Source organism: Martinezella lusitana, from assembly GCF_014207095.1.
In the GTDB taxonomy this organism is placed as follows: domain Bacteria; phylum Pseudomonadota; class Alphaproteobacteria; order Rhizobiales; family Rhizobiaceae; genus Rhizobium; species Rhizobium lusitanum_B.
In genome coordinates this window covers 1-11,483 of record NZ_JACHBG010000009.1, presented here as the reverse complement: position 1 = coordinate 11,483, position 11,483 = coordinate 1, and the positions used below count along the sequence as shown (strand labels likewise).

The 11,483-nt window shown below is 57.7% G+C and carries 11 protein-coding genes; 7 read left to right on the top strand and 4 right to left on the bottom strand.

What is annotated here, in order from left to right; translation table 11 throughout:
• Positions 1–52: 52 nt before the first annotated feature.
• The 4 genes from GGD46_RS19040 to GGD46_RS19025 form a co-directional block, all read right to left on the bottom strand.
• Positions 53–580 (bottom strand): hypothetical protein, encoded by a 528-nt coding sequence (locus tag GGD46_RS19040; protein ID WP_246806384.1) that lies wholly within the window; start codon positions 578–580, stop codon positions 53–55.
• 126 nt (positions 581–706) lie between these two features.
• Entirely contained in the window at positions 707–1,435 is a 729-nt protein-coding gene (locus GGD46_RS19035) for a helix-turn-helix domain-containing protein (protein WP_246806383.1), read from the bottom strand.
• A gap of 455 nt (positions 1,436–1,890) precedes the next feature.
• Positions 1,891–2,091: a hypothetical protein gene (locus tag GGD46_RS19030; protein ID WP_184706731.1), complete on the bottom strand. Its 201-nt coding sequence runs from the start codon at positions 2,089–2,091 to the stop codon at positions 1,891–1,893.
• Positions 2,092–2,879: 788 nt separating this feature from the next.
• Positions 2,880–3,587 carry a hypothetical protein gene (locus GGD46_RS19025; RefSeq protein ID WP_184706729.1) on the bottom strand — a complete coding sequence of 236 codons (708 nt, stop codon included), beginning with the start codon at positions 3,585–3,587 and terminating at the stop codon, positions 2,880–2,882.
• Positions 3,588–3,797: 210 nt separating this feature from the next.
• On the opposite strand from GGD46_RS19025, the gene GGD46_RS19020 reads away from it, so the two are divergent.
• The 7 genes from GGD46_RS19020 (at position 3,798) to GGD46_RS18990 (ending at position 11,274) form a co-directional block, all read left to right on the top strand.
• On the top strand, positions 3,798–4,232 hold the full coding sequence (locus GGD46_RS19020) for a hypothetical protein (RefSeq protein WP_246806382.1): 435 nt from the start codon (positions 3,798–3,800) through the stop codon (positions 4,230–4,232).
• On the top strand, positions 4,229–5,575 hold the full coding sequence (locus GGD46_RS19015) for a GAF domain-containing protein (RefSeq protein ID WP_184706725.1): 1,347 nt from the start codon (positions 4,229–4,231) through the stop codon (positions 5,573–5,575). The genes GGD46_RS19020 and GGD46_RS19015 overlap by 4 nt, the downstream gene beginning before the upstream one ends.
• A gap of 147 nt (positions 5,576–5,722) precedes the next feature.
• The gene (locus GGD46_RS19010) at positions 5,723–6,163 is read left to right on the top strand and encodes a hypothetical protein (protein ID WP_184706723.1); all 441 of its coding nucleotides are present in this window, start codon (positions 5,723–5,725) and stop codon (positions 6,161–6,163) included.
• A 476-nt stretch (positions 6,164–6,639) separates the two neighbouring features.
• The gene (locus tag GGD46_RS19005) at positions 6,640–7,938 is read left to right on the top strand and encodes an MgtC/SapB family protein (RefSeq protein ID WP_184706721.1); all 1,299 of its coding nucleotides are present in this window, start codon (positions 6,640–6,642) and stop codon (positions 7,936–7,938) included.
• Positions 7,939–8,330: 392 nt separating this feature from the next.
• Positions 8,331–9,008: a CBS domain-containing protein gene (locus GGD46_RS19000; RefSeq protein ID WP_210325639.1), complete on the top strand. Its 678-nt coding sequence runs from the start codon at positions 8,331–8,333 to the stop codon at positions 9,006–9,008.
• 56 nt (positions 9,009–9,064) lie between these two features.
• Positions 9,065–10,321: an NRAMP family divalent metal transporter gene (locus GGD46_RS18995; protein ID WP_246806380.1), complete on the top strand. Its 1,257-nt coding sequence runs from the start codon at positions 9,065–9,067 to the stop codon at positions 10,319–10,321.
• 215 nt (positions 10,322–10,536) lie between these two features.
• Positions 10,537–11,274 carry a CBS domain-containing protein gene (locus GGD46_RS18990; protein WP_184706715.1) on the top strand — a complete coding sequence of 246 codons (738 nt, stop codon included), beginning with the start codon at positions 10,537–10,539 and terminating at the stop codon, positions 11,272–11,274.
• The last annotated feature ends 209 nt before the right edge of the window (positions 11,275–11,483 follow it).

Sequence of the window (11,483 nt, the reverse complement as noted above, 5' to 3'; positions counted from 1 at the left end):
CCAACAACATCAATAGGCGATTTAGTCTGCAGACGTTCCCCAACGCACTCGCTCATGCTGCTTTCTCCTCGCTGCTATCTGGACGACCGAGCACGCGTGAACCCGCATCGGCGGCTGCGTCGTCATTGAAATTATGCACTTGCCGAAGCGCGCGACCCATTTTGGCGGCCTGGCTTTCGAGCTGTTCGCGGACGGTATCGACCCATGGCTGCGTCAGCTCCGGAACGCGATACAATGCGGCGTCGGCACGATCGGAGGGGAGCTTCGTCGTCACCAGGGCGCGGCAAACATCGAAATGGAATAGCGGCTCCCCTTCTCCATAAGCCGGAGAGGTCAGGCCGAAGACAAGGGAAGCAAACAGATAATCGACTTCCGCGCCGCTCAGGCGGCTGGCATATCGGTCTTGCAAGGCAGACCACGCTACCTCGATCTTCGGAGCAAAGATTTCAAATTCAGGGAATTGAATGTCCATAGAGCACCGGATGGTTACCATCCGGGAACATGGCCTTATTTCGCAGCAGCGGTATTTTAGAAAATTCCGGACTTTTTTTAGAAAACTACGGTTTTTGCGCAGCCACATGGAGGTGTGACGGCTTTGCCACACCCATTACGCGTTGCCCTTCAACCCATTCAATCCGGCAATCTCGGAGCTCTTCCGTATGGCTTCGGGCCGCCATTGTTCGAGACCCTTTCTCGGCTCGACAAGCTATCGCTCGAATCGCAAATCTTTTGGCGTGCGTCCTCGGTATCGCTTCATCGTCGTTGCCAAATGGCTTTGATCCGAAAAGCCAGTTAGATAAGCGATTTCCGCAATTGGTATCTCGCCCTCAATGAGCATTCTTTCCGCCGAATCCAACCGCATGTTGATGAGATAACGGTGTGGCGGCATTCCAAACGTCTTGGCAAACCTTATTATAAAGTGATTGGCCGAGATGCCGGCGACGGCTGCCAGTTCAGCGACATGAACCCTTTCCGTAAAATGCTCACGGAGATATTCTTCGATGCGACGGGCACTTTTGGAGGAGAGCCCTCCCCTGGGCGGCTGAGGCTGTTTCATATGGCTTGCATAGGTACGAAGGACATGCGTGCTGAAGAGAGTAACCAATGAATCAAGATAGAGTTCATTCGGAGTTGCTTTCCCGGTTAGTTCGGCAGACATCCGCTGCGCAATGTCGAGAGCTATCGGATCGACGACCCCGAAAGCAGGCGGCCGTAGTTCTACGTTAGCAAGATCGAACTCCTGAAGCGCCAGTTCCGACAGGGTGCCGGGAGGAATGGCGACGACGAGATTTTTCCTGACTTCGGACCAGGCAAGGCTACTGTCCACACCGGCGGGATTGATGATGAGACAGCCAACCGGCGCATCATATTGGGTGATCCGGTCACTGCCGAGAGACGCTCGCAAGCCGCGCATGGGGGCGAGCACGATTCCCATCGCATGCTCCTTGGCCAGAAACGTCTGCGATCCGGGTTTGCGCACCGAGCTGATGACGCTCCCGTGCATCATTGCCCTTCTTGGACCTACATTTTCTGGAATTATGTCGAACACATATCGATCGGCCCGCTCCCGGACCTCAGCCGCACAGTCCATTTTCCGTCGCCCCGCCCGAACGAAATTACCCAAGTTCCGATAGGCACGCGAGGTCCCATACGTGTATGAGATCTCGATTTGCTAATAAGGCTTGCCCAACGCTGTCGCAAAATCGGCCTATGGAGGAGAAGTAAATAGTACAAATCACTGCGTTTGAAAGGGGCACTTTTCACGTAGAAGGAGAGAATAACTTATCGGAACCTCTCCGCTGACTGACAACCAAATCTGCCACAGATCCGGCGCAACGATATGATGGAATTCCGCTTCACTAGGCGACGTGGCTGATAGCCAGTTGGCCGCTAATGATCATCGCGATGGTTCTCGTAAAGATCCCAAGCAACGTCGATCATTGCCAGAAGAATATCCTTCTGATTCCAACCGGCAGCGACTGCAGCTTGAACTATTTCTTTGACAACCGGCTGCAATTGGCGCTGGCACTCACCCGAAATGTCGGCAGCATCGCTTGCTTGAGGTGCCTTTTCAAATTTGAATTCAGCCATGAACGTTCTCACACAGATAATATATCCCAGCCATCACACTCCTAACATAAAATTAATCCGAGGGAACGCTGAATAGGCCATGCGAAAGCCGATCATCACACAGCCACAATGCTCGAAGTAACCCAAACTAAATGATAGTCTTCAGTGTAATACAATTCGCGAACTTGTTCTCTATCTCAGAATAGGTGCAAGAAAACACAAATTACTCAGTTTGTTGATCACTGACGCCACAAGCCTGAGGCTAAACTCCACGCAGATGGGTAGACAGACGCGACTAGGGAAGGGTTCCTCGGATTTGAGCAGGCGGGAGGAGGAGTTGGAGCGACCGCAATTTGTTGAGGCCGATGGCGTCACACTTAAATTCGGTCGGATGGGACTTCCGGCGGCTCCGACACGGAAGGGGTCATGTTGCGATGTATGGCATCGATCCAGCATCCGTGAGCAACAAACTCAATGACAGGCTTGCGGAGGAGGCTATTGGCGGTGGATGCCTACAACCTTGTCTACGCCGCCCTCCTCATCAGCCCCGGTCTGCTTGCCGATATTTACGGGCATCGCCTGACTTTCATCGTCGGCTGCGTTATCTTCACCATTGCAAGTCTTGGATGTGCCTCAGACGCGCGGCAATCCCCTCCCCGACCATAACGGAAAGCAGCCGCGACAATCACCGCGGCGCGGACATTCGCCCTGCATGCTGGCCGGGCCGTTTGGTTTGCACATGGCTCTTCTCCGGAAGCTCAAAGCGATGCTACAGGCGGAGCATAGAGGCTCCGCCTGTAGTCGTCTTCTCAAGCCGCCAGCTTCAGCGCGTCGGCAAGCTGGGTGAAATCGCTGGCTGAAAGGCTCGGACGAACTGCGAAATCGATGACTGCCTGGAAGATGTCCGGCGGCGCATCCTTCTTCATGGCGCCCAAGAGTGTGGCGCGCTCGACTGGATTGATCGCCGGGATCATCATGCGCATGAAGGCCATGCTCATTTCCGGTGGCAGGGAGGCGATGATGCTCATCTCGATGCCGAGGATTTCGTTGTCGGTAAAGTTGCGCCACAACAGCGGGGCGGTCATCGTTTCCTCCTCGTGCATATGCGCGAGGTCGTCGGCCATATAGGCCGCGAAAGCGAGATAGAGCTTGCGGCCGCAAGCAGGCTTGTGCGATGGCCAAGCCCTTTCCCAAGCGACAATCAATTCTTCCAGCTCGCCGAAGGCGGTGCGATGGTCGTCATGCTGCTCATCCACCTTGACGGTCGAGACGCCCTTGGCGGCGAGCTCCACATGGATATTTTCGTCCTCGTGGCTGACATGGGACGCGGCGAGCATCAGGTAGTTGCGCAGGTCGCCGATCAGCAAGGCCGTCTCCTGTGCATCGTGAGAATCGGCCGTGCCGAGGCGGCCCAGCAGGTCACAGCCGGCCTTGCGCAAGCCCTTGTGCACCGCCCCGTAGATATCATAACGCCCGTTGAGATCGGGAATGCTGGTAAGCGAGAATTCGTGGCCCATGATGATTTTCCTCTTGGTTGACCGGCACCTTTTCCTGTGTGCCGGGCTAATGGCCGAGAGATAGCCGAGGCCTTTCCAAAGCGCTTCCTAAAACCATCCTAAGCAATTGGGACGATTGCTAAGAATATCCTAAGTAAATATTATTCCCGCATTTCAGGGGGGAAAACATTGCTAGGGCCGGAACTCGTAGAATTCATAGAAAGTCCTGTCATGATCCTGTTTGCGACGCGCGACGAAGCCGGCCGGCCGATGATTGGCCGCGGCTCGGGCGTACGCTTCGACCGGCAGAGCAGGCACATACACTTTCTCGCGTCCCGCTGCCAATGGCCGAAGGCTGTGGGCGAAGCACTAGCCGGTCGGCCGATTGCCACGACCTATGTGCGGGCTGACGACTACAAGGCCTGCCAGATTAAGGGGCGGATCCTGGAGGCGGAACCCGCAAGTGCCGCCTGGCAGGCGTTGGGCCAGGCCTACGTCGCAGAACAGCTCTCGCGGATGCTGGCGCTCGGCGTCACCCAGATGCAACTCTCCAGCACGCTCTCGGACCAAGAACTCGTCTGCCTGACAATCGAGCCTCGGGAGATCTTCGAGCAGACGCCTGGCCCAGGCGCCGGACGCAGGCTAACGCCGGAAGCTGCCGCATGATTCCGCTCGAAAGGCTGCGTGACAGTTTCGAGGGCGTCATTCCCTCCATCATTGCCACGATCGATGCGGACGGAATGCCCAATATTTCCTATCTCTCGCATGTGCATTACGTCGATGAGACGCATGTCGCGCTCTCCAACCAATTCTTTTCGAAGACTGCCACTAATGTGGCACGCAACGGGCTCGCGACCGTGATGGTAGTCGACGGCTATAGCGGCGAGCAGCACATGCTCGATCTGGTGTTCGAGCGCTCCGAGATGGAGGGAGAAACCTTCGAACAGGTGGAGGTCCATCTGGCGATTCTGGAAAGCCGGCTGACCGGAATCATGAAGCTGCGTGCAGTCGACATCTACCGGGTAGAAGATTGTCGGGCCGTACCGGCCGCCAATCCGCTGGTCGAGCCGGAGCCGCTCCACCTGCCCGACCTTATGGGCAAGGTGGCAAGGCTGGCGACGCAGATGTCCGACTGCGGCGATCCAGAAACGCTGCTCGATGTGGCGATTGAGGGCCTGGGCGAGCTCTTCGGCTACCGGCATTCAATGGTGTTGGTGCCGGACGGCGAACGCAGCGGACTGACGACGATCGCCAGTCGCGGCTACGGCCGCTTCGGCTTCGGCGCCGAGGTTCCGCTCGGGCGCGGCATTATCGGGGCAGCAGCCGAGCGACGGCGCAACGTGCGGATCACCGACCTCAGTCGCGGCCAGCGCTACATCCAGGCGGTGCGGGCCATGGCGGGCATCGAGGATACGACGCCGATCCCGCTTCCGGCGCTCGACAAGCCGCTCAGCCAAATCGCGCTGCCGTTTGTCGCACGAGGACGGCTGGTGGGCGTGCTGTTTTCCGAATCGACGGAGCGTTTCGCCTTCCGTCATCGCGACGAAGAGGCGCTGACCGTCATCGCCGCGCATCTGGCCACCGCGCTCTCCTTCCTTTCCGACGAACGCGAGAGGACGGAGACGAACCAGCACGAGAAGGCGCAGGTGCCGACCGTGGAGATTGCGAACGTGCCCACCGGTCGACGGATCGCGGTGCGCTTTTACCAGCGAGATGGCTCGTTGTTTGTCGACGACGACTATCTCATTCGCGGCGTGCCCGGACGGCTGCTGCTGCACTTTCTTGAAGACTATGCACGCAGCGGCAAGCAAGACTTCCTCAACCGTGAAATCCGCCGCGACCGACGTCTGCAGCTGCCGGACTTCAAGGACAATCTGGAAACCCGGCTGATCCTGCTGCGCCGACGACTGGAGGAAAAGTCCGGGCCGATCATGCTCCAACGCGTCGACCGCGGTCGCTTGCGGCTGACACTCGCCGGTCCGCCCGAAATCGCGGTTATCAAGGACTAAAGAAAAGCGAGGGAATGGTCATGCTTGTCCACGCGGTGATGACATCGCCCGAAATGGCGGCACGCATCCGCACATTGGTGCTCGCTAAAACAGGCCCCCCTTACCGACGGCCGTCCGGAGATTATCGCGATCGAAAGCCCTTTAGGCATGTCCGAAGACGATGTGCCCCGTTTTGCTGCAGCACTTGACCAAGCTTCCAAGCATCCCGTAGCCCAAGCCATCGTTTCGGCTGCTCAGCAACGAGGTGTAACGCTACTGGTGCCATCGGATGCAACCGAGATCCCGGGGGAAGGCGTTATCGGAAAGGTCGCCGGTCGGAGCGTCATCGTGGGTGGAGACGATTTCGTAGCGCGGCAAACGGGTCGAACGGCAGGTCGTCATCAGGCACTTTCGACCGGCTCGGTACTTGTTGCTGTCGCCGAGGACGGCCGTTTGGCTATCTTACGCCTGTGCAAGGCTCTTCTGCAGGAGGTGATCGACGTTGCCGTCATTCTGAATGCTCTGCGGGCACTGCGCATCCAACCGCATCTGCCGGCCGTCTGCGAGCCAAACTCGCCCGATAGTGCGATGCGGCGATCAGTCGCCTGAGCCCCTCCCCCCTAAGGTATTCCGGAGCTCGGCGATCGTGCGGCTAAGGCTTTCTAACGAGACCCGATGCACGAAGCGAGGCCAAAGACCATGATCCCACTCCGATGTAGCACCCAAGACATCCAAGCCCGGCACGGCCTTGGTTTTCGACAACGTCAAGCGGGCATATTCGAGCTTGTTTCGACCGATACGATGCACGAGCGCTCCGAACGTCACAACAATATGCTGGCGGAGGACGACATGGGGATGAATGGATCACAAGGGTGACTCTGCAGCAGATACGTCCAGCCGGCTGGAAAGAGGCGCCCGTTCGTCTATGGCGATGACATTAAGCCAATAATCGTGCAGCCTCGCTTGATCATCGGCTTGGTTTCAAGACAGGTGCCCATCGGAGCGGCGATTTCATTGAGCAGACGCACCGGAAAGATGTGATGATGAAGCAACACAGATGCAACGGGTTCGAATAAGGAATTGGGATGGAGAGTGTCGAATCTTTTGAGCGGCTTGGTTTGGCACTGGCTATCGGGGCAGTCGTCGGTGTAGAGCGCCATTGGCGCGAGCGCGAGGAAAGTGCCGGAAAACGGACCGCGGGCATCCGCACTTTCATGATCGCCGGCATGCTGGGCGGTCTTTCGGGCCTTCTTGAGCAGACGCTTTCCGTCGAGCCGGCAAGGTATGGCCTGGTCGTCATCGCCATGTTCGCGATCTTTAGCGCAATCTTCGGCCTCTATCAGTTTCGGGAATTGCGCGCAGAGGGCAATTACAGCGTCACCACCACCGTCACAGCGATGGCGACATTTGCGCTGGGATCCCTCGCCGTACTCGGAAATGCGCGGTTGGCGGCGGCAGGCGGCGTTGCGCTCGTAGCGATCCTGGCCAGCCGCGAAATACTACATCAGTTCGTTCGAACATTGAGTTGGAATGAGTTGCGGTCAGCGATTGTTTTCCTTGCGATGGCTGTCATCGTCCTGCCAATCCTGCCGACCGCACCACTCGGCCCATTCGGCGGGATTTCTCCTGCCGACACGTGGCAATTGGTCGTTCTTCTCGCCGGCATTTCCTTCCTGGGTTATGTTGCAGTCAAGGCATTCGGGCAAGTTCGTGGAGAGATCGTCGCTGGAGCGGTCAACGGCTTGGTATCGTCAACCGCGATTGCCGTTACGAATGCCCGCCTTAGCGCGGCGGGGCATTCGGCTGCACTCTTGGTTGCCGGCGCGACGGCCGCAAACGCCGTTTCGTATCTCAAAGTACTTCTCTATATTGCTATTCTTGCGCCACCGATCGCAGGCCGCCTCAGCCCAGCACTCGTTGCCGCCGCCCTCGTGATGGCCGGTTTCTCGCTGATCTTTGCTCGGAATGATACCGCGAGACATACTGAACACCGCGCACGAAATCCGTTCGAACTGCTTTCCGTTTTGAAAACTGCGCTCCTTCTTGTGGCTGTCGGCTTTTTGGCGCGGGCCGCGGCCGCCTTTTTCGGGCAATCTGGTTTGCTCGTTGTCTCAACGCTCTCCGGGCTTGCAGATATTGATGCGATCACCGTCACAATTGCTGGCATCCTTGACACCATTGGTGCTGAATTTGCCGCAACGGCTCTCGGTGCGGCCGTTATCGCCAATACGCTGGCAAAGGCGTCATATGCTTTGACCCTTGGAAGTCGCGACTATGGTGCACGCTTTTTCTTGGCGAGCGCCACTGCGCTGATGGCTGGCGTCGGCATGTTCGAAGCAACGCCGATGGTGGAGCGGCTCTTGACGGAGCACTTACTGAAATAACGATCAGGACAACTCGGTACCTTCGTCTGCGCCAGATCGAATCTGAATGCTCAGCCCGATGAAGGCTTGCCCCCCGGGGACCAGTGCATTCTCCATGAAGGTCAAATGCGCGAGGCAGTCCTCGGGCGTTTAGTGGGTAGAGGCGCTCCTGCCGCGCCAATATTGATACCGATCAATGCAAAGGCACCGTTTCCCGACAGACTGCATCGCACGAGGGAAACAGGGAGAGCAAACCACGCGCGGAGCCAAAGGCGACAAGCCGCACTGACCGGCCTCCACAGCTTTTCCCTCGCGCAGAAACGTAGAGGGTCGCAGCTGGGCGCCGGCTGACACAACCGTTGAAAAGCTGTCGTAACCGAAGGTGAGGAATAATCGTGCAAGCAAAAGACATCATGACACGGAACGTCATCACGGTCTCGCCAACCATGAGTGTTCGAAACGCAGCCATTTTGCTCAGGGCCAACAACATAAGTGGCCTTCCGGTAGTCGGCGATGACGGTGCGGTATGTGGAATATTGACCGAAGGCGACCTTATGCCGCGGCTCGGGAGCAATTGGGGTCCGATCGGCAAGGGCACGAGCGGCGCCGATGAACGGCACGAACTGAGCAACTATATACAAATCCACGGTTGGTCCGTCGCTGAAGCGATGAGCCGCGACGTGATAAGCGCGAGCTCCGATACGGAAATCGGCCGGATCGCCGGCATAATGACCTCTCACGGGATCAAACGAGTTCCTATCATCGACGGTTTCCAACTCGTCGGCATCATCAGCCGGTGCGACTTGCTGAACCTGATTATCGATGCGCCTGTCGAGACGATCGCGAGGGGGGACGAGGCACTGGGGCTTGCCATCCGGACCCGGCTTGCGACGGATCTCGGGATTGGCCACGACAAGGTCGAGGTCGTCGTCAAAGACGGACAGGTGCAGATTCGGGGGCGGCTCGATTCCGATGTCGAGCGTCGGGCGATCCGGGCCCTTATCGAGAGGGTGCGGGGCACCGGCGGCTATACTGATCGATCCGTAATTTCGCCTGCGAGCGTCAGCAATATTTCTGACAGTGCCAAATGAGCGAGGAGCTGTTAGCCGACCGGCCGAGATCTTGGTATTCGCGACTTCCGGATCGCTTGGCGCGTCTGCGCCAACATCCGCTCGCCAAAGTCGGACCGGGTCTCATCACCGGTGTCGCCGATGATGATCCGAGTGGTATCGCAACCTATTCCCAAGCCGGTGCACAATTTGGCCTGAATATGCTTTGGGCCATGCCGGTATCGTTTCCGATGATGGCCGTCGTCCAGGCGACTTGCGCACGGATTGGTCGTGTGACCGGGCGCGGGCTCGCAGCAAACATAAAGAGCACATTTCCGCCAGTTGTGCTCTATGTGGTGGTGTTCTCGCTGCTGATAGCGAACATATTGAACATCGCCGCCGATGTTGCCGCGATGGGCGAAGTGGCGGAGTTGGTGACCGGTTTCAACCGTCATTTGATGACAATGCTCTTCGTCTTCGGCACGCTCGCGCTTCAGGTCTTCATTCCCTACCATCGTTACGTGTCATTCCTGAAATGGCTCACAATCTCGCTTTTGGCTTACGCGGCGGTCCTCTTCACCGTCCATGTCGATTGGAACCAAGTTGCTCTAAGGACGGTCTGGCCGGCAATCACTCCGACATCGACCTATGCGGCGGTCGTCGTCGGCGTTTTCGGCACGACGATCAGTCCCTATCTTTTCTTCTGGCAGGCCTCGGAAGAGGTTGAGGAAATGCATGCAGCACCGGAGGCGAGGCCGCTGTGCGAAGATAGCGCAAATGCACCTCGCGAACTTAACCGGATTGGCTGGGATACGTGGAGCGGTATGCTCTATTCCAACCTTACCGCGTTCTTCATTATTCTGGCGACCGCCGTGACGCTGAATGTCGCCGGTATCACGCAGATCGACACTGCCGCTCAGGCCGCCAGTGCCCTTCGACCGCTGGCTGGTCCATTCGCGGCCCTTATATTCGCGCTTGGAATTCTAGGCGTCGGCCTCATAGGCGTGCCAGTGCTCGCGGGCTCCGCCGGCTATGCTTTGGCGGAAGCGATGGGCTGGAAATTCGGGCTGGAGCGAGCGCCGAATGATGCCCGGGGCTTTTATGGCGTCATTGCAATAAGTGTGCTGCTCGCATTGATCATTCAGTATTCACCGATCACGCCCATGAACGCTCTATTCTGGAGCGCTGTCATCAACGGGCTCCTCGCGGTCCCCCTGATTGCCGTCATACTGTTGTTGGCTGCAGATCCAAAGGTCATGGGACCCTATAGGATAGGAGCTATATCGTCATGGATCGGCTGGATCACCGTCGCGCTCATGGGGGTAGCCGCGGTCATGATGTTCGTTCCGGCCTAGTTGAAACAGCGGCCTCGCCTTCGCGCTCAAGCCCTTGAGTCCGCTCGTCTGCTATGCGGAACTGACGTGCCGGCTGAAATCACCCTATCCTCCATGCCGCATCGCAAATTTGACACCGATCAAAGCGCCGCCGCGAAGGTGTTGATAACTCTGGGTTCATCACGCCGCGCAAGGCCTCCCCTCGCTGCGCTATGCGTTCTGAAAAGGAGACGAACATGCTGATCCAAGCCGTCATGAATGCGCCCGCAATTACTGTGGGTCCGGCGATGTCTGTTATCGATGCCGTCAGGATTATGCTCGATCATCGCGTTAGCGGTCTTCCGGTCATCGCCGATGACGGCAACCTTGTCGGCATAGTTAGCGAAGCAGATTTCCTTCGCCGCGGCGAATTGAGCACCGAACGCAAGCGATCCTGGTTGCTGGAGTTTCTGACAAGCCCTGGCAAGCTCGCCGATGAATATGTGCTCTCCCATGGTAGGACCGTCGAAAAGGTAATGACGTCCGAGGTCGTGACCATAGCTCCAGATGCCGAGCTCGCCATTGCAGTGGACCTGATGGAAAAGCATGGCGTCAAACGCTTGCCGGTCGTCGTCCAGGGTAAAGTGGTCGGAATCGTCTGTAGATCCGACCTGATGCGGGCATTGGCAAACATGCCGCCGAAGGACAAGCTGCCAGCCGGCGACGACGAGATCGCGAATGCGGTGATCGCAGAACTGGCGCATCAGAGCTGGAGCCGGAACGGCTTCATCAATGTCCATGTGTCGAACGGCATCGTCGAACTGTCGGGCAGCGTTTTCGACGAGCGAGAACGTCTTGCTGCTAAGGTTGCTGCAGAGAACGTGCCAGGGGTCAAATCCGTTATCGATCAGATCGCCTGGATCGATCCCTATCTCGGCGTTGCAATGCCGGCGCCAGATACGCCGGTCGAGACGATACAACCACCTTTAGCGTGAGGCGATGGCACTCGATCAAGCCGCCATCCCACCTGCATTATTCATGCCGTAACGATCCGATGACCTGCGCGACAGCTTCGTCTGTTCCGGATCGTTGGGTTGCCATCTTCAGTCCGGCGCATTTGGCGCCGCCTTCCTGTCAGACACACCGTAGGGGGTGGGAGAAAGACTATGGAACTTGATATCGTGGCGTTATCGCGCCTGCAGTT